The organism is Enterobacter cloacae complex sp. CARB60 (assembly GCF_036487345.1).
GTDB lineage: Bacteria > Pseudomonadota > Gammaproteobacteria > Enterobacterales > Enterobacteriaceae > Enterobacter > Enterobacter asburiae_D.
Genome location: NZ_JAZKLC010000002.1, coordinates 3,926,081 through 3,945,408, shown reverse-complemented (window position 1 = coordinate 3,945,408; position 19,328 = coordinate 3,926,081). Strand labels below are relative to the sequence as shown.

The 19,328-nt window shown below is 54.2% G+C and carries 17 protein-coding genes; 11 read left to right on the top strand and 6 right to left on the bottom strand.

The window, feature by feature from the left end:
- Positions 1 to 22: 22 nt before the first annotated feature.
- The 6 genes from V4835_RS19955 to leuL all read right to left on the bottom strand — a co-directional run bounded on the left by V4835_RS19955 (position 23) and on the right by leuL (position 5,937).
- Positions 23 to 913, bottom strand: coding sequence for a cation diffusion facilitator family transporter (locus tag V4835_RS19955; protein WP_331413405.1), 891 nt, complete (start codon positions 911 to 913; stop codon positions 23 to 25).
- A 164-nt stretch (positions 914 to 1,077) separates the two neighbouring features.
- A complete protein-coding gene (gene leuD, locus V4835_RS19950) occupies positions 1,078 to 1,683 on the bottom strand; it encodes a 3-isopropylmalate dehydratase small subunit (protein ID WP_048989656.1) in 606 nt (201 codons plus the stop codon).
- A 10-nt stretch (positions 1,684 to 1,693) separates the two neighbouring features.
- Complete coding sequence (leuC, locus tag V4835_RS19945; protein WP_331413404.1) at positions 1,694 to 3,094, bottom strand: 3-isopropylmalate dehydratase large subunit; 1,401 nt, start codon at positions 3,092 to 3,094, stop codon at positions 1,694 to 1,696.
- Positions 3,095 to 3,096: 2 nt separating this feature from the next.
- Positions 3,097 to 4,188, bottom strand: a complete 1,092-nt coding sequence (gene leuB / locus V4835_RS19940) for a 3-isopropylmalate dehydrogenase (RefSeq protein ID WP_063143340.1) — start codon at positions 4,186 to 4,188, stop codon at positions 3,097 to 3,099.
- Complete coding sequence (gene leuA / locus V4835_RS19935; RefSeq protein WP_331413403.1) at positions 4,188 to 5,759, bottom strand: 2-isopropylmalate synthase; 1,572 nt, start codon at positions 5,757 to 5,759, stop codon at positions 4,188 to 4,190. Before leuA ends, leuB begins: the two co-directional genes overlap by 1 nt.
- 91 nt (positions 5,760 to 5,850) lie before the next feature.
- Positions 5,851 to 5,937 carry a leu operon leader peptide gene (gene leuL / locus V4835_RS24440; RefSeq protein WP_074147213.1) on the bottom strand — a complete coding sequence of 29 codons (87 nt, stop codon included), beginning with the start codon at positions 5,935 to 5,937 and terminating at the stop codon, positions 5,851 to 5,853.
- Between the two features lie 589 nt (positions 5,938 to 6,526).
- On the opposite strand from leuL, the gene leuO reads away from it, so the two are divergent.
- From leuO to mraY, 11 genes are all read left to right on the top strand, one after another.
- On the top strand, positions 6,527 to 7,489 hold the full coding sequence (gene leuO / locus V4835_RS19930) for a transcriptional regulator LeuO (protein WP_321220992.1): 963 nt from the start codon (positions 6,527 to 6,529) through the stop codon (positions 7,487 to 7,489).
- Between the two features lie 380 nt (positions 7,490 to 7,869).
- Entirely contained in the window at positions 7,870 to 9,594 is a 1,725-nt protein-coding gene (gene ilvI / locus V4835_RS19925; protein WP_331413402.1) for an acetolactate synthase 3 large subunit, read from the top strand.
- Between the two features lies 1 nt (position 9,595).
- Positions 9,596 to 10,087 carry an acetolactate synthase small subunit gene (gene ilvN, locus V4835_RS19920; RefSeq protein WP_008501994.1) on the top strand — a complete coding sequence of 164 codons (492 nt, stop codon included), beginning with the start codon at positions 9,596 to 9,598 and terminating at the stop codon, positions 10,085 to 10,087.
- A 179-nt stretch (positions 10,088 to 10,266) separates the two neighbouring features.
- Entirely contained in the window at positions 10,267 to 11,274 is a 1,008-nt protein-coding gene (gene cra, locus V4835_RS19915) for a catabolite repressor/activator (protein WP_008501993.1), read from the top strand.
- 600 nt (positions 11,275 to 11,874) lie between these two features.
- Positions 11,875 to 12,333 carry a division/cell wall cluster transcriptional repressor MraZ gene (gene mraZ, locus V4835_RS19910; protein ID WP_021240528.1) on the top strand — a complete coding sequence of 153 codons (459 nt, stop codon included), beginning with the start codon at positions 11,875 to 11,877 and terminating at the stop codon, positions 12,331 to 12,333.
- 2 nt (positions 12,334 to 12,335) lie between these two features.
- Entirely contained in the window at positions 12,336 to 13,277 is a 942-nt protein-coding gene (gene rsmH / locus V4835_RS19905; protein ID WP_023310390.1) for a 16S rRNA (cytosine(1402)-N(4))-methyltransferase RsmH, read from the top strand.
- Positions 13,274 to 13,639, top strand: coding sequence for a cell division protein FtsL (gene ftsL, locus V4835_RS19900; protein WP_008501989.1), 366 nt, complete (start codon positions 13,274 to 13,276; stop codon positions 13,637 to 13,639). Before rsmH ends, ftsL begins: the two co-directional genes overlap by 4 nt.
- Positions 13,640 to 13,654: 15 nt before the next feature.
- Complete coding sequence (locus V4835_RS19895) at positions 13,655 to 15,421, top strand: peptidoglycan glycosyltransferase FtsI (RefSeq protein WP_063143344.1); 1,767 nt, start codon at positions 13,655 to 13,657, stop codon at positions 15,419 to 15,421.
- On the top strand, positions 15,408 to 16,895 hold the full coding sequence (gene murE / locus V4835_RS19890) for a UDP-N-acetylmuramoyl-L-alanyl-D-glutamate--2,6-diaminopimelate ligase (protein ID WP_331413399.1): 1,488 nt from the start codon (positions 15,408 to 15,410) through the stop codon (positions 16,893 to 16,895). The genes V4835_RS19895 and murE overlap by 14 nt, the downstream gene beginning before the upstream one ends.
- Positions 16,892 to 18,250: a UDP-N-acetylmuramoyl-tripeptide--D-alanyl-D-alanine ligase gene (gene murF / locus V4835_RS19885; RefSeq protein WP_331413397.1), complete on the top strand. Its 1,359-nt coding sequence runs from the start codon at positions 16,892 to 16,894 to the stop codon at positions 18,248 to 18,250. The genes murE and murF overlap by 4 nt, the downstream gene beginning before the upstream one ends.
- On the top strand, positions 18,244 to 19,326 hold the full coding sequence (gene mraY, locus V4835_RS19880; protein ID WP_008501985.1) for a phospho-N-acetylmuramoyl-pentapeptide-transferase: 1,083 nt from the start codon (positions 18,244 to 18,246) through the stop codon (positions 19,324 to 19,326). Before murF ends, mraY begins: the two co-directional genes overlap by 7 nt.
- The last annotated feature ends 2 nt before the right edge of the window (positions 19,327 to 19,328 follow it).

The window sequence follows — 19,328 nt, the reverse complement described above, 5'->3', positions numbered from 1 at the left end:
ACACTGTATTTATGCGTTCCGATTAGTGGGCAGGATCAATATGCGTCATCACGTTCAGTACATTGAATTTTTTCATCACGTTGTTTCTGGCATTGACGGCAATCTGATGCCCTTCTTTTACGCTTAGTTCGCCGTTCACTTCCAGATGGACATCGACAAGGGCTAAATCGCCCATCTTGCGGGTTTTTAAATCATGGAGTCCGGTGACGCCCTCGGTTGAGAGAAGACACGTTTTGATGTCGTGCTCCAGCTCGGGCTCAAGCGAACGGTCCATCAGGTCGTGCAGGGCATCGGCAGAGAATTTGTAGCCCATATGGGCGATAAATATCCCAACAATCAGGGCCGCAATCAGGTCCATCGCGTGAAAACCCACTAAATTCCCGGCAATACCGATGGCGACAACCACTGACGAGGCGGCGTCAGAACGGGCATGCCAGGCATTGGCTATCAGCAGCGAGGACTGAATACGTTTTCCTGTGGCAAACATGTATCTGAACAGGCTTTCCTTCACCACCAGCGCCAGTATCGCCACCCACAAAGCAGCCCCTTTCACCAGCTGATGCGTCTCGGGGTGAAGCAGTTTATTCCCTGCGGACCAGAGCATCCCAACGCCCACAAGCAGCAGAATAGCGCCAATAATGAGCTTTGCACCGTTTTCGAAACGCAGATGACCGTAATGATGATCGATATCAGAGGCTTTCTGACTCTTTTTATTCGCAATCAAAACGACAAAGTCAGAGGATAAATCGGAAAGAGAATGAATCCCATCAGCAATTAATCCCTGTGAGCCGGAGAATATTCCTGCAACTATCTGAAAGCCGGTGAGTAAACTATTTGTTATCACGCTCACTATTGTGCATTTTTGTATTTCCTCAGAACGGATATGAGACTCATTGCCCTTTTTCTTTTCCATGATAATTCCCGCTACCAGCTGATTGAGCGATTATTCTGAGCAGGGAACATTAAATTGACATTAAATATAACGTCATTATTGGCTGAGTTTGCGAAGTATTTACAGAAGGAAGATTGGGTGCCGGGATAAAACGCGGCCTGCAGAGTGCACTGCAGGCCGGAGGATTATTTCATAAATGCGGGTTGTTTTTGTTCGTAAGTGGCAATCGCCGCTTCGTGCTGGAGAGTTAAACCAATGCTGTCCAGACCGTTCAGCATGCAGTGACGGCGGAAGGCATCAATGCTGAAGCTGTAGGTCTTATCCCCGGCTTTCACCACTTCGGCTTCCAGATCCACTTCAAACGAAATGCCCGGATTTGCCTTAACCAGCGCGAACAATTCATCGACCTGTTCATCGCTCAGCGTCACCGGCAGCAGCTGGTTGTTGAAGCTGTTGCCGTAAAAAATATCCGCGAAGCTTGGGGCAATAACCACTTTAAACCCGTAGTCGGTGAGCGCCCACGGCGCGTGTTCACGGGATGAGCCGCAGCCAAAGTTTTCCCGCGCCAGCAAAATGGAGGCGCCTTTATATTCCGGGAAGTTCAGAACAAATTCCGGATTAGGCACTTCGCCCTTATCGTCCAGGAATCGCCAGTCGTTAAACAGATGTGCGCCAAAACCGGTACGCGTCACCTTCTGCAGAAACTGTTTCGGAATAATAGCGTCAGTATCGACGTTAGCGGCGTCCAGCGGGACAACACGGCCCGTATGTTGGGTAAATTTCTCTGCCATGATTGTCTCCTTATTTCAGGCTGCGAATATCGGCGAAATGGCCGGTGACTGCCGCAGCGGCGGCCATTGCCGGGCTGACCAGATGGGTGCGCCCACCGCGGCCCTGACGGCCTTCAAAGTTACGGTTGCTGGTAGAGGCGCAGCGCTCACCCGGATTCAGGCGATCGTTGTTCATGGCCAGACACATGGAGCAGCCAGGCAGACGCCATTCGAAGCCTGCTTCAATGAAGATCTTATCCAGACCTTCTGCTTCAGCCTGGGCCTTAACCGGACCTGAGCCTGGAACCACCAGCGCCTGAACGCCCGGTGCCACTTTACGGCCTTTGGCAATCTCGGCGGCGGCACGCAAATCTTCGATACGGGAGTTGGTGCAGGAACCGATAAAGACCTTATCAATGGCGACATCGGTCAACGGCACGCCGGGCTTCAGCCCCATATAGGCCAGCGCTTTTTCCGCACTGGCGCGCTCGACCGGATCGGTGAAGGAGGCCGGATCGGGAATGGCGTCGTTGACGGAAATCACCTGACCCGGGTTGGTGCCCCAGGTCACCTGAGGCGCAATCTCTTCAGCCTGCAGCGTGACAACGGTATCAAACGTTGCCCCATCGTCGGTTTTCAGGGTTTTCCAGTACGCGACCGCGTCGTCAAAATTCTGACCTTTCGGCGCGTGCAGACGACCCTTCACATAGTTAAAGGTGGTGTCGTCCGGGGCGACCAGACCGGCTTTTGCGCCCATCTCAATGGCCATATTGCACAGGGTCATGCGCCCCTCCATGCTCAGCGCCTGGATGGCTTCACCGCAGAATTCAACAACATGACCGGTGCCGCCCGCGCTGCCGGTTTTACCGATGATGGCCAGCACGATGTCTTTTGCGGTAATACCCGGTGCGGCTTTACCCTTCACTTCAATCTTCATGGTTTTGGCGCGGCCCTGTTTCAGGGTCTGCGTTGCCAGCACGTGTTCCACTTCGGAAGTGCCAATCCCGAACGCCAGCGCGCCAAACGCGCCGTGGGTCGCGGTATGGGAGTCACCGCAGACGATGGTCATGCCCGGCAGGGTGATCCCTTGCTCAGGCCCCATCACGTGGACGATGCCCTGATACGGGTGGTTCAGATCGTACAGCTCAACGCCAAACTCGTTGCAGTTCTTAATCAGCTCCTGCATCTGGATACGCGCCATCTCACCCGAGGCATTAATGTCCTTGGTCTGGGTGGAAACGTTGTGATCCATCGTCGCGAAGGTTTTACCCGGCTGACGTACCGGGCGCTTGTGCGCCCGCAGGCCGTCAAATGCCTGAGGTGAGGTCACTTCGTGTACCAGATGACGATCAATGTACAGCAGCGGGGTTTCGTTTGGTGCCTCGTAAACAACGTGCGCATCAAACAACTTTTCATATAACGTCTTAGCCATGATTACACCCCTTCAGCGACATAGCGGGCAATAATGTCGCCCATTTCATCGGTACTGACTGCCGCCGTGCCGCGTGCTAAATCACCGGTACGGACGCCTTCTTCTAACGCCCGGTTAATGGCGTTCTCAATTGCGGTTGCCGCATCGCCTGCATCCAAGCTGTAGCGCAGCAGCAGGGCCAGGGAGAGGATCTGCGCAATCGGGTTAGCAATATTTTTGCCTGCGATATCCGGCGCGGAGCCGCCCGCAGGCTCGTACAGACCAAAGCCTTCTTCATTCAGGCTTGCGGAGGGCAGCATGCCCATGGAGCCGGTGATCATCGCGCACTCGTCAGAGAGGATATCGCCGAACAGGTTGGAGCACAGCAGCACGTCAAACTGGGACGGATCCTTAATCAGCTGCATGGTCGCGTTGTCGATGTACATGTGCGACAGCGCGACGTCAGGGTACTGCTTAGCCACTTCACTGACGATCTCGCGCCACAAAATGGAAGACTGCAGCACGTTCGCTTTATCAATAGAGGTCACTTTATGGCGGCGTTTACGCGCCGACTCGAACGCGATGTGGGCGATACGTTCGATTTCGAAACGGTGATACACCTCAGTGTCGAACGCTTTCTCGTGTTGTCCGCTGCCTTCGCGCCCTTTTGGCTGACCGAAATAGATCCCGCCGGTCAGTTCACGCACGCACAGAATGTCGAAACCGTTGGCGGCGATATCCGCGCGCAGCGGGCAGAACTCTTCCAGACCCTGATACAGCTTCGCCGGACGCAGGTTGCTGAACAGCTTGAAATGTTTACGCAGCGGCAGCAGCGCGCCGCGCTCTGGCTGCTCGGCTGGCGGCAGGTGTTCCCATTTCGGGCCACCGACGGAACCAAACAGCACGGCATCGGCATTTTCACAGCCTTCCACGGTCGCTTTCGGCAGTGGCGTACCGTGGTTATCAATCGCAATACCGCCCACGTCGTAGTGGCTGGTGGTGATTTTCATCGCAAAACGCACGCGAACGGCTTCCAGTACTTTCAGCGCTTGTGCCATCACTTCCGGACCAATACCGTCGCCCGGTAACACAGCAATATGGTAATTCTTCGACATTACACGGTTTCCTTGTTGTTCTCTTTATTCTGAGCTTTGCGTTGCAACTCTTTTTCGACTTCGGCGGCGCGCCAGATGTTGTTCAGAACGTGCACCATCGCTTTGGCGGAGGATTCAACGATATCGGTCGCCAGGCCCACGCCGTGGAAGCGGCGGCCGTTGTAGGTAACAACAATGTCGACCTGACCCAGTGCATCTTTGCCGTGGCCCTTGGCCGTCAGGTCATACTTCACCAGCTCAACGTCGTATTCGGTGACGCGGTTAATCGCCTGGTAGATGGCATCGACAGGGCCGTTACCGTTCGCGGCCTCTGCTTTAATTTCATCACCGCAGGCCAGTTTGACCGAGGCGGTGGCGATGTTGCTGGAGCCTGACTGCACGTTGAAGTAATCCAGACGGAAGTGCTCTGGCTCTTCCTGCTGCTTGTTAATAAAGGCCAGCGCTTCCAGGTCATAGTCGAACACCTGACCTTTTTTGTCGGCCAGTTTCAGGAACGCGTCGTACAGCTGATCCATGTTGTAATCGCTGTCCTTATAGCCCATCTCTTCCATACGGTGCTTAACCGCCGCGCGGCCGGAACGGGAGGTCAGGTTCAACTGCACCTGATTCAGGCCGATGGATTCCGGGGTCATGATTTCGTAGTTTTCGCGGTTCTTCAGGACGCCATCCTGGTGAATACCGGAGGAGTGCGCGAAGGCACCGGTGCCGACAATAGCTTTGTTAGCCGGAATGGGCATGTTGCAAATCTGGCTGACGGTCTGGCTGGTGCGCCAGATTTCATTGTGATTAATGCGCGTATTCACATTCATAATGTCTTTGCGCACTTTGATCGCCATGATCACTTCTTCCAGCGAACAGTTGCCCGCGCGTTCGCCGATACCGTTCATCGCGCCTTCTACCTGGCGCGCCCCGGCGTGGACGGCGGCGATGGCGTTACCCACGGCCAGACCCAAATCATCGTGGGTGTGGACGGAGATAATTGCCTTATCAATATTCGGTACGCGGTCATACAGACCGGTGATGATGTTGGAGAACTCAAACGGCATGGTGTAGCCGACGGTGTCCGGGATGTTGATGGTTTTCGCGCCCGCGTTGATGGCGGCTTCCACGACGCGCGCCAGATCTTCGATTGGCGTACGGCCCGCATCTTCACAGGAGAATTCAACGTCATCGGTGTAGTTGCGTGCGCGCTTAACCATGTAGACCGCGCGCTCAATCACCTCATCCAGCGTGCTGCGCAGCTTGGTTGCGATGTGCATAGGCGAGGTCGCAATAAAGGTGTGGATACGGAACGCTTCGGCGACTTTCAATGACTCGGCAGCAACGTCGATGTCTTTCTCTACGCAGCGCGCCAGGGCACACACGCGGCTGTTTTTAATGGTGCGAGCTATAGTCTGGACGGATTCGAAATCACCCGGAGACGAGACCGGGAAACCGACCTCCATCACGTCGACACCCATACGTTCGAGAGCCAGCGCGATCTGCAGTTTCTCTTTTACACTCAGGCTCGCCTGTAATGCTTGTTCACCGTCACGTAAAGTAGTATCGAAAATAATGACTTGCTGGCTCATGGGTTAGGTCCTTGTCAGTCTTAGGGCGCCTTGCTACGAGCATAAAAAAACCCGCGCAGTGGCGCGGGTTTTTAGTCTTACTGGTGACGATTCAACGCTGAATTTCGCCCGCCAGTCTACCGCGCACAGTGAATGCGTTTAGTAGTAGTAGACCGGTGAAACGAATGGTGCGAGTCATGAATCGTGCTCCGTTAAATTCAATATGCTTTTAGTGGTACTGGATACGGCCGTTCATGTCAACCCCTGACGATGAAAACGGGCCCGACAGACGGAATCAACAGGATATTCACTTTAGCTAATTGTGCTGGTTTTAGCTTCCTCGACCCGACTAATTGTCTAATTTTGGACTTAAGAAAAGAGTTGCAGAAACAAATAAATATAATTGTTTAAAAATGAGTGAAATGTCCTGGGGAGAATGTTTTGTGCTTAAAGGGTTTAGATATCATTAAGTTATAAATGCAGTGAATCTATTCCAAAACGTTGAAAAGCGAGCGCAGATAACAGGTTGTTAACTAACTGTAGGCCGAAAGCAATAACAGTTTAATAATACTTAAGTCATCATTAACCTGATGGCAATTGTGTATTTGTTTGGTTTATGGTTTCATTCAAACCCTAAAGTCAAACATATCATTTGCGCTCATTAATTTTCGTTAATATAGAGTCTTTATATATTCCGAATTTTAAATAATTCTCTTTCGCTGATCGTATTTGCATGATAAATCATATTTCTCAAGATTATTACCCTACGATGGCAAAGGGAGTGTAGCGTGACAGTGGAGTCAGAAGTGCCAGAAAATAATATTAAACAACCTCAAGCTACTGATGGGATTAAACCGCAGTTACGGACGGTGGATCTTAATCTTCTGACGGTGTTTGATGCTGTCATGCAGGAACAGAATATCACCCGCGCGGCCCACACGTTGGGGATGTCACAACCTGCCGTGAGTAATGCCGTCGCCAGACTTAAAATCATGTTTAACGACGAGTTATTTGTTCGCTACGGGAGAGGGATCCAGCCTACGGCGCGCGCATTTCAGCTGTTTGGCTCCATCCGCCAGGCGTTGCAGCTGGTACAAAACGAGCTGCCCGGCTCGGGCTTTGAACCCTTAAGCAGCGAGCGCGTATTCCATCTTTGCGTCTGTAGCCCATTAGATAATTATTTAACGTCGATTATTTATAATAAAGTTGAAGAGATCGCACCCAATATCAATCTGGTATTTAAATCATCTCTGAATCAAAACACGGAACATCAGTTACGCTATCAGGAGATCGAATTCGTTCTGGGATATGAAGAGTTCCGTCGCCCAGAATTTTCCTGCGTGCCGCTGTTTAAAGATGAAATGGTTCTGGTCGCCAGTAAAAAACATCCGCGCCTGAATTCTCCGCTGCGAGAAAGCGATGTTTATAACGAGCAGCACGCCGTTGTGGCACTCGACAGATATGCGTCCTTTAGCCTGCCGTGGTATGACACTGCGGATAAACAGGCGAGCGTGGCTTATCAGGGCATGGCCATGGTTAGCGTATTAAATGTGGTCTCCCAGACGCAACTGGTGGCGATTGCGCCGCGCTGGCTGGCAGAAGAGTTTTCTGACCCTTTAAATCTGCAAATTTTGCCTCTGCCGCTCAAGCTAAATAGCCGTACCTGTTATCTTTCCTGGCATGAAGCTGCGGGTCGGGATAAAGGACATCAGTGGATGGAAGAGTTGCTGGTTGGCATCTGTCGCCGGTAAACGCCTCAGGGTAAATCGCATTGGTTTATGTGATTTATCCTGAATTCTTTTAGATAATTGCTATTTTGTTCTGTCGCGCTTTTTTTCGGGCTACTCTCCAGCACGCAAAAATAGATGATTTCCTGCATTGTCGCGCTTTTCAGCGATGATTCATCACCCCATCCTCTATTCCCAGAGGAATTAACCATATCTTCTGTTAACGGCTGCTTTTTCTGCTTTACGCGCCGTTTATCTCCCCGGGTTTGCTAATTGCCTGCCTCATAACGAGCGGTTAAGGTAAAGAACACTCTGCAATATATAAGATTGGTTTATCCCAATCGTAAGACGGTGCGGAAATGAATTCGGCAGTCCGTCTATAACAAAATGCCTGGAGGCAAAGCATGGAGATGTTGTCTGGCGCGGAAATGGTCGTTCGGTCGCTGATCGATCAGGGCGTAAAGCAAGTGTTCGGCTATCCTGGCGGCGCGGTCCTCGATATTTATGATGCGCTGCATACGGTAGGGGGCATTGACCATGTCCTGGTACGTCACGAGCAGGCGGCAGTGCACATGGCTGACGGCCTGGCGCGTGCGACGGGTGAAGTGGGCGTGGTATTAGTCACGTCCGGCCCCGGCGCGACAAACGCCATTACCGGCATTGCGACGGCCTATATGGACTCTATCCCGCTGGTGATCCTCTCCGGGCAGGTGGCAACCTCACTGATTGGCTACGATGCGTTTCAGGAGTGCGACATGGTCGGGATTTCGCGTCCCGTTGTGAAGCACAGCTTCCTGGTCAAGCAAACAGAAGACATTCCCGGCGTACTGAAAAAAGCCTTCTGGCTGGCGGCGAGCGGACGTCCCGGACCGGTGGTGGTCGATCTGCCTAAAGATATCCTGAACCCGGCAAACAAGCTGCCCTATGTATGGCCCGAATCAGTCAGCATGCGCTCTTATAACCCAACAACGCAGGGGCATAAAGGCCAGATCAAGCGAGCGTTGCAAACGCTGCTGGCGGCCAAAAAACCGGTGGTCTATGTCGGTGGCGGGGCGATCAACTCTGCCTGCGAAGTCCAGCTTCGTGAACTGATTGAAAAGCTTAACCTGCCTGTTGCATCGTCACTGATGGGGCTGGGGGCGTTTCCTGCCACCCATCGTCAGGCGCTGGGGATGCTGGGTATGCACGGTACCTATGAAGCCAACATGACGATGCATCATTCCGATGTCATCTTTGCTGTCGGCGTGCGCTTTGACGATCGCACCACCAACAACCTGGCGAAGTATTGCCCGAACGCCACCGTGCTGCACATTGATATCGATCCGACGTCAATTTCAAAAACGGTGTCGGCTGATGTGCCGATCGTCGGCGATGCCCGTCAGGTTCTGGAGCAAATGCTGGACCTGCTGGCCCAGGAGAGTGCAACCCAACCGCTGGATGAGATCCGCGACTGGTGGCAGCAGATTGAACAGTGGCGCGCGCGCCAGTGCCTGAAATATGACACGCAAGGTGAAAGCATTAAGCCGCAGGCGGTCATCGAAGCGGTGTGGCGACTGACGAAAGGTGAGGCTTACGTGACCTCAGACGTGGGGCAGCACCAGATGTTCGCCGCCCTGTATTACCCGTTTGATAAACCGCGACGCTGGATCAACTCCGGTGGTTTAGGAACGATGGGCTTTGGTCTGCCTGCCGCGCTGGGCGTGAAGCTGGCGCTGCCGAATGAAACCGTCGTCTGCGTGACCGGAGATGGCAGTATTCAGATGAACATTCAGGAGCTGTCTACCGCACTGCAGTATGAACTGCCGGTACTGGTGCTGAACCTGAATAACGGGTATCTCGGTATGGTGAAGCAGTGGCAGGATATGATTTACTCTGGCCGTCATTCTCAGTCCTACATGAAATCGCTGCCGGACTTTGTTCGTCTTGCTGAAGCTTACGGCCATGTAGGCATGCGGGTGACCGATCCGGCCGAGCTGGAAACGAAGCTCGCACAAGCGCTTGAGCACGTTAAAAACAACCGCCTCGTCTTTATGGACGTGATTGTTGATGGAACCGAGCACGTTTATCCGATGCATATTCGTGGTGGTGGTATGGATGAAATGTGGTTAAGCAAAACGGAGAGAACCTGATATGCGCCGGATATTATCTGTTTTACTGGAAAACGAGTCTGGCGCACTGTCGCGCGTCATTGGCCTTTTTGCGCAGCGCGGCTATAACATTGAAAGCCTGACCGTTGCCCCGACGGAAGACCCCACGCTGTCGCGCATGACGATCCAAACCGTCGGCGATGCCAAAGTGCTTGAGCAGATTGAGAAACAGCTGCATAAGCTGGTCGACGTACTGCGCGTGAGCGAGCTGGGGCAGGGTGCCTACGTTGAACGTGAGGTCATGCTGGTGAAAATCCAGGCCAGTGGATACGGGCGTGAGGAAGTCAAACGCAATGCGGATATTTTCCGCGGACAAATTATCGACGTCACGCCTTCTCTTTATACGGTTCAGCTGGTAGGGACAAGCGACAAGCTGGATGCTTTCCTGGCGTCCGTGCGGGACGTCGCAAAAATTGTCGAGGTGGCGAGATCGGGTGTAGTGGGTCTGTCACGCGGCGAGAAAATCATGCGTTAGTTGTCAAAAAGGTTCGCCTCTTTCTGCCCGGTCACCAAAGCCGGGCTTTTTTTTGCGTAATCAGCCGACAACGCAGATAAAAGCGGTTGCCGCGAAGGCTTTTCTGCGTTTAGATGTTAAAAGATTTAACCATAACCTTGACAGGGCCATGGACTCTTTTCTTTTTTTAAGGGGCAATTGTGAAACTGGATGAAATCGCCCGGCTAGCCGGCGTGTCACGAACAACGGCCAGCTATGTGATTAACGGTAAAGCAAAGCAGTACCGTGTCAGCGATAAGACCGTTGAAAAAGTTATGGCGGTGGTTCGTGAGCATAACTACCATCCGAATGCTGTCGCTGCCGGTCTGCGTGCCGGGCGTACCCGCTCTATAGGTCTGGTGATCCCTGACCTGGAAAACACCAGCTATACCCGTATCGCCAACTATCTTGAACGGCAGGCGCGCCAGCGCGGCTATCAACTGCTGATTGCCTGCTCGGAAGACCAGCCCGACAACGAGATGCGCTGCATTGAGCATCTTCTCCAGCGCCAGGTGGATGCCATCATCGTGTCGACCTCCTTGCCGCCAGAGCATCCGTTCTACCAGCGCTGGGCGAACGACCCGTTCCCAATCGTTGCGCTGGATCGCGCGCTCGATCGCGAGCATTTCACCAGCGTCGTGGGTGCGGATCAGGATGATGCAGAAATGCTGGCCGCAGAGCTGAGAACATTCCCCGCTGAAACGGTGCTGTATCTTGGCGCGTTGCCCGAGCTTTCCGTGAGCTTCCTGCGTGAGCAGGGGTTCAGAACCGCCTGGAAAGACGATCCGCGCGAGGTTCACTACCTTTATGCTAACAGCTACGAGCGTGAAGCCGCGGCGCAGCTGTTCGAGAAATGGCTGGAAACGCATCCGATGCCTCAGGCGCTGTTCACCACCTCGTTTGCCCTCTTGCAGGGCGTTATGGATGTGACCTTACGCCGTGAAGGTAAACTGCCTTCCGACCTGGCGATTGCCACATTCGGGGATAACGAGCTGCTCGACTTCCTCCAGTGCCCGGTGCTGGCGGTAGCACAGCGTCACCGCGATGTCGCTGAACGCGTGCTTGAGATTGTGCTGGCAAGCCTGGATGAGCCGCGCAAGCCGAAGCCGGGCCTGACGCGTATCAAACGTAATCTCTACCATCGCGGAATTTTAAGCCGCCAAAAATGAAATGACCGGGGCGGCGAAATCTGCCCCATTTTGTTGTGTTAATTCGTGCAGATAATTCCCGGAGAGAAATTAGGATAATTCTTGGGGGATCATAATCACCTATTTTTCTTAATTCATTCTGGCTTTTAAATTGTCCTTTTAAAGAACGTCAGGGCGATTTTAAACAGTACTCTTTGTATTATTTTGTTACAAACCCTCTTCGGTCGATGAATATTCAGACGTTTTTCCTCCTCCTTTGCCAGCTTACGTGGCAACCGCCGCGCTTACCGTGTGCCTGGGTGAATCTGGCGCTGTTATCCCCTGAGAATCTGTCATAAAATGCTGCCCGCGTCGCAAACTGACACTTTATATTTATCTGCGATGATATTGAGTGAGCTTTAACGCTAGTGTGCATATTCGGTTTTTTTCTTACAAATATTCATAACGTTAATTTTGCCTCGCCAGTTGTGCAGTTATTAACCAGGACTGTTTATCTCTGTAAATAGAGGGCTTTCGAGTCCTTATAGGGAGAGTCCTGGCTTGACAAGCTTTTCCCTCGCTCCGTAAACTCCTTTAGGTGGGAATTTGTGGGTTAAAGTGGTGAGGAGGGGTGAGACTGGCATGTTCCGTGGAGCTACGTTAGTCAATCTCGACAGCAAAGGGCGTTTATCGGTACCAACCCGATACCGCGACCAGCTGATTGAGAACGCTGCGGGTCAAATGGTTTGCACCATTGACATTAACTCCCCCTGCCTGCTGCTTTACCCCTTGCCTGAATGGGAAATTATTGAGCAAAAGCTGTCGCGACTGTCGAGCATGAACCCGCAGGAACGCCGCGTGCAGCGGCTGTTATTGGGACATGCCAGTGAATGTCAGATGGATAACGCAGGGCGATTACTGATTGCCCCTGTGTTGCGGCAACATGCCGGTCTGACCAAAGAAGTGATGCTGGTCGGGCAGTTCAACAAGTTTGAACTGTGGGATGAAACGACTTGGTATCAACAGGTCAAGGAAGATATCGACGCTGAGCAGTCTGATTCCGCGACATTATCGGAACGGCTGCAGGACTTGTCTCTATAAATATGATGGAAAATTATAAACACAAAACGGTGTTACTGGACGAGGCCGTTAACGGCCTGAATATTCGTCCGGATGGCATCTACATTGATGGCACGTTTGGTCGCGGTGGTCACTCGCGTTTGATTCTCTCCCAGCTTGGAGAGGAAGGACGCCTGCTGGCAATCGATCGCGATCCGCAGGCTATTGCCGTTGCACAGACCATCAATGACCCACGCTTTTCCATCGTGCATGGACCTTTCTCTGCGCTCGCGGAATATGTCGCTGAGCGCGGCCTGACGGGCAAGATCGACGGGATTCTTCTCGATCTTGGCGTCTCTTCACCTCAACTTGATGACGCTGAACGTGGTTTCTCCTTTATGCGAGATGGCCCGCTGGACATGCGGATGGACCCGACGCGCGGTCAGTCTGCCGCTGAGTGGTTACAGACCGCTGACGAAGCCGATATTGCATGGGTCATCAAAACGTTCGGCGAAGAGCGCTTTGGCAAACGTATTGCGCGCGCCATCGTTGAGCGCAATCGCATTGAGCCAATGACCCGCACCAAAGAGTTGGCCGAAGTGATCGCGGCGGCGACGCCGGTGAAGGATAAGCACAAACATCCCGCGACCCGTACCTTCCAGGCGGTTCGCATCTGGGTAAACAGTGAACTGGAGGAAATAGAGCTGGCGCTAAAAAGCTCGCTCGACGTGCTGGCCCCGGGTGGGCGGTTATCCATCATCAGCTTCCATTCGCTGGAAGACCGTATTGTGAAACGCTTTATGCGTGAACAAAGCCGCGGTCCACAGGTACCAGCGGGGCTGCCGATGACGGAAGAACAACTCAGGAAGCTGGGTGGCCGTCAGTTGCGAGCATTAGGCAAGTTGATGCCGGGCGAAGAAGAAGTGGCAGAGAATCCACGCGCCCGTAGTTCAGTGCTGCGTGTTGCAGAGAGGACGAACGCATGATCGGCAGAGTGACAGAGACCCTAAGCAAAGTTAAGGATTCGTTAGGAAGCAACGAGCGCCATGCCTTGCCTGGCGTGATCGGCGACGATCTTTTGCGGTTTGGGAAACTGCCACTCTGTCTGTTCATTTGCATCATTGTCACGGCAGTTACGGTGGTGACCACCGCCCACCATACACGTTTATTGACTGCGCAACGCGAGCAGATGGTACTGGAACGCGATGCGCTGGATATTGAATGGCGAAATTTGATCCTTGAAGAAAACGCGCTCGGCGATCACAGCCGGGTTGAACGGATCGCAACGGAAAAGCTGCAGCTGCAGCATGTTGATCCTTCGCAGGAAAATATCGTAGTACAAAAATAAGGGAAAACGCGACGCATGAAAGCAGCGGCAAAAACGCTAAAACCAAAACGTCAGGAAGAACAGGCCAACTTTATCAGTTGGCGTTTTGCGTTGCTTTGCGGCTGCATTTTACTGGCGCTGGGTTTCCTGCTGGGACGCGTGGCCTGGCTACAAATCGTCGCTCCTGACATGCTGGTACGCCAGGGCGATATGCGCTCTCTGCGCGTCCAGGAAGTGTCAACGTCCCGTGGGATGATTACCGACCGCTCGGGTCGTCCGCTGGCGGTGAGCGTGCCGGTGAAGGCTATCTGGGCCGATCCGAAAGAACTGCATGATGCTGGCGGTATCACGCTTGATAACCGCTGGAAGGCCCTTGCGGACGCGCTGAAGATGCCGCTGGACCAGTTAGCTTCACGCGTGAATACGAATCCGAGAGGGCGTTTTATCTATCTGGCGCGTCAGGTGAACCCTGACATGGCGGACTACATCAAAAAATTGAAGCTGCCGGGGATCCATCTGCGGGAAGAATCCCGTCGTTATTATCCTTCCGGCGAAGTAACCGCTCACCTCATTGGCTTCACTAACGTGGATAGCCAGGGGATTGAGGGCGTTGAAAAGAGCTTTGATAAATGGCTGACCGGCCAGCCCGGCGAACGCATTGTGCGTAAAGACCGCTACGGTCGCGTGATCGAGGATATTTCCTCAACGGACAGCCAGGCCGCACACAACCTTGCGCTGAGTATCGATGAGCGCTTACAGGCGCTGGTTTACCGCGAGCTGAACAACGCCGTGGCCTTTAACAAAGCGGAATCGGGCAGCGCTGTGTTAGTTGATGTCAGCACGGGTGAAGTGCTGGCGATGGCCAATAGCCCGTCCTACAACCCTAACAATCTTACCGGTACGCAGAAGGATGTTATGCGTAACCGCACCATCACCGACGTGTTCGAACCGGGTTCGACCGTTAAGCCGATGGTGGTCATGACTGCACTTCAGCGCGGTATCGTCAATGAAAACACCGTACTGAATACCATTCCTTACCGAATTAACGGTCACGAAATCAAAGACGTGGCGCGCTACAGCGAATTGACCCTGACCGGGGTGTTACAGAAGTCGAGTAACGTCGGTGTTTCAAAGCTGGCGTTAGCGATGCCGTCCTCAGCGTTAGTAGAGACTTACTCACGTTTTGGGCTTGGAAAGGCGACCAATTTGGGGTTGGTCGGAGAACGCAGTGGCTTATATCCTCAAAAACAACGGTGGTCTGACATAGAGAGGGCCACCTTCTCTTTCGGCTACGGGCTAATGGTGACACCGTTACAGTTAGCGCGAGTCTACGCAACGATCGGCAGCTATGGCGTTTATCGTCCGCTGTCGATTACCAAAGTTGATCCACCGGTTCCCGGTGAGCGTATCTTCCCGGAATCGACCGTCCGTACTGTTGTTCATATGATGGAAAGCGTGGCGCTGCCCGGCGGCGGCGGCGTGAAGGCGGCAATCAAAGGTTATCGCATCGCCATCAAGACCGGTACGGCGAAAAAAGTAGGGCCGGACGGCCGCTATATCAACAAATACATTGCCTATACCGCAGGCGTTGCGCCTGCAAGCAATCCGCGTTTTGCGCTGGTGGTCGTCATAAACGATCCACAGGCGGGTAAATACTACGGCGGCGCCGTCTCCGCGCCTGTGTTCGGGGCTATCATGGGCGGCGTGTTACGCACCATGAACATTGAACCGGATGCGCTGGCGACGGGCGAAAAAAGTGAATTTGTAATTAATCAAGGCGAGGGTACAGGTGGCAGATCGTAATTTGCGCGACCTTCTCGCTCCGTGGGTGCCAAATGCACCGGAGCGAGCACTGCGAGAGATGGTACTGGACAGCCGCGTGGCTGCTTCTGGCGATCTTTTTGTGGCGGTGGTTGGTCATCAGGCGGACGGGCGTCGTTATATCCCGCAGGCGATTGCGCAAGGTGTGGCTGCCATTATTGCTGAGGCCAAAGATGAGGCAACCGACGGTGAGATCCGTGAAATGCACGGGGTGCCGGTTATCTATCTCAGCCAGTTAAACGAGCGTCTTTCCGCGCTGGCGGGGCGTTTTTATCACGAACCTTCCGACCAGCTGCGCCTGGTTGGCGTGACGGGTACCAACGGTAAAACCACCACCACGCAGCTGATGGCGCAGTGGGCCCAGCTGCTGGGTGAAACCGGTGCGGTGATGGGGACCGTGGGTAACGGACTGCTCGGCAAAGTGAGCCCGACGGAAAACACCACCGGCTCGGCGGTAGACGTACAGCATGTGCTTGCCGGTCTGGCAGGGCAGGGGGCAACCTTTGCTGCAATGGAAGTCTCTTCCCACGGTCTGGTACAGCACCGCGTCGCGGCGCTGAAATTTGCCGCTTCAGTGTTTACCAATTTGAGCCGCGATCATCTTGATTATCATGGTGATATGGAGCATTACGAAGCCGCGAAATGGCTGCTGTTCTCTACTCACCATTACGGACAAGCCATCATCAATGCCGACGACGAAGTGGGCCGCCGCTGGCTGGCGAAGCTGCCGGATGCGGTTGCGGTGTCGATGGAAGACCATATTAATCCGAACTGCCACGGCCGCTGGCTGAAGGCGGTTGCGGTGAATTATCACGACAGCGGGGCAACAATCCGCTTTGCCTCTTCCTGGGGTGAAGGCGAAATCGAAAGCCGCCTGATGGGCGCCTTCAACGTCAGCAACCTGCTGCTGGCGCTGGCAACGCTGCTGGCGCTGGGTTATCCGATGGCTGACCTGCTGAAAACCTCAGCGCGTTTGCAGCCGGTTTGCGGCCGTATGGAAGTGTTCAGCGCGCCGGGCAAGCCGACCGTTGTGGTTGATTATGCCCACACGCCGGATGCGCTGGAAAAAGCGCTGGAAGCGGCGCGCCTGCACTGCACAGGGAAGCTCTGGTGCGTGTTTGGCTGCGGCGGCGATCGCGATAAAGGCAAACGCCCGCTGATGGGGGCTATTGCCGAGCAGTTCGCAGATATTCCGGTAGTCACCGATGACAACCCGCGTACGGAAGAGCCGCGCGCCATCATCAATGACATTCTGGCGGGCATGCTGGACGTGGGCCGCGCTCGCGTGGTGGAAGGCCGTGCGGAAGCCGTGACGAACACCATCATGCAGGCGCGGGAGAATGATGTTGTCCTGCTGGCGGGTAAAGGCCATGAAGATTATCAGATCGTTGGCAACCGCCGTCTGGACTACTCGGATCGCGTAACGGCAGCACGTCTGCTGGGAGTCGTGGCATGATTAGCATCACCTTAAGCCAGGCCGCTGCCATCCTGCAGGGCGACCTGCACGGGCAAGACCTGACGATTGATGCCGTTACGACGGACACCCGCAAAATCACCGCAGGCTGTCTGTTTGTGGCGCTGAAAGGCGAGCGTTTTGACGCGCATGATTTTGCTGAACAGGCCAAAGAGAACGGCGCCGGTGCGCTGCTGGTCAGCCGCAAGCTCGATATCGATCTGCCGCAAATTGTGGTGAAAGATACGCGTCTCGCGTTCGGTGAGTTGGCCGCCTGGGTTCGCCAGCAGGTTCCTACTCGCGTTGTCGCCTTGACAGGATCATCAGGAAAGACGTCGGTGAAAGAGATGACGGCGGCGATCCTCAGCCAGTGCGGCAATACGCTTTATACCGCGGGCAACCTCAATAATGACATCGGCGTGCCGATGACATTACTCCGCCTGACCAAAGAACATGAATTTGCGGTGATCGAGTTAGGGGCAAACCACCAGGGCGAAATCGCCTGGACCGTGAGCCTGACTCGCCCGGAAGCCGCGCTGGTGAATAACCTCGCGGCTGCGCATCTGGAAGGCTTTGGCTCGCTGGAAGGCGTAGCGAAAGCCAAAGGTGAGATTTACACCGGTCTGCCGGATGACGGTATCGCCATCCTGAACGCCGACAACAACGACTGGCTGAACTGGCAGAGCATCATTGGTTCGCGCAAAACCTGGCGCTTCTCGCCGAATGCGGCCAACAGTGATTTTACCGCGACCAATATCCATGTGACGTCGCACGGCACGGAGTTCACCCTCACCACCCCAACGGGTGGCGTAGAGGTGCTGCTGCCACTGCCGGGTCGCCATAACATCGCCAATGCGCTTGCGGCGGCGGCGCTGTCGACGGCGGTGGGCGCGTCGCATGAAGCGATTAAAACCGGGCTGGCGAACCTGAAAGCCGTACCGGGACGCCTGTTCTCGATTCAGCTTTCAGAAAACAAGCTGCTGCTGGATGACTCCTACAACGCGAACGTTGGCTCGATGACGGCGGCGGTGCAGGTGTTATCTGAAATGCCGGGCTACCGCATCATGGTGGTTGGCGATATGGCAGAGCTGGGCGACGAAAGTGAAGCCTGCCATACCCAGGTCGGTGAAGCGGCGAAAGCGGCGGGGCTGGACTGCGTGCTGAGCGCAGGAAAACTGAGCCAGGCGATTAGCCATGCCAGCGGCGTTGGCGAGCATTTTGCTGACAAAACCGCGTTGATAGAGCGCCTTAAGGCGTTAATTACAGAAAAACAAATTGTGACTGTGTTAGTGAAAGGTTCACGTAGTGCCGCCATGGAAGAGGTTGTGCACGCATTACAGGAGAACGGGACATGTTAGTTTGGCTGGCCGAACATTTGGTCAAATATTATTCAGGCTTTAACGTCTTTTCCTATCTGACGTTTCGCGCCATCGTCAGCCTGCTGACTGCGCTGTTCATCTCGTTGTGGATGGGCCCGCGCATGATTGCCCGTCTGCAAAAACTCTCTTTCGGCCAGGTTGTACGTAACGACGGTCCGGAATCGCACTTCAGCAAGCGCGGCACGCCGACCATGGGCGGGATCATGATCCTGACCGCCATCGTCGTTTCCGTGCTGCTGTGGGCGTATCCCTCCAACCCGTACGTCTGGTGCGTTCTGACGGTACTGGTGGGTTACGGGATCATCGGTTTTGTTGATGATTACCGCAAAGTCGTTCGTAAAGATACTAAGGGCCTGATCGCGCGCTGGAAATATTTCTGGATGTCGGTGATCGCGCTGGGCGTGGCCTTCGCGCTGTATCTGGCCGGAAAAGACACGCCAGCCACCGAGCTGGTCGTGCCGTTCTTTAAGGACGTGATGCCACAGCTGGGGCTGTTCTACATCCTGCTGGCCTACTTTGTGATTGTTGGTACCGGCAACGCCGTTAACCTGACCGACGGTCTGGATGGCCTGGCCATTATGCCAACCGTCTTTGTGGCCGCCGGTTTTGCGCTGGTGGCGTGGGCGACCGGTAACATGAACTTTGCGAACTATCTGCACATCCCTTATCTGCGTCACGCGGGTGAGCTGGTGATCGTCTGTACGGCGATAGTCGGCGCGGGGCTGGGCTTCCTGTGGTTCAACACCTATCCGGCGCAGGTCTTTATGGGTGACGTCGGCTCTCTGGCATTGGGCGGTGCGCTCGGCATTATCGCCGTACTGCTGCGTCAGGAGTTCCTGCTGGTGATCATGGGCGGCGTGTTTGTGGTTGAAACCCTGTCGGTGATTTTGCAGGTCGGTTCGTTCAAGCTGCGCGGTCAGCGCATCTTCCGTATGGCGCCGATCCACCACCACTATGAACTGAAAGGCTGGCCGGAGCCGCGCGTGATTGTGCGCTTCTGGATTATTTCGCTGATGCTGGTGCTGATTGGCCTGGCAACGCTGAAGGTACGTTAATC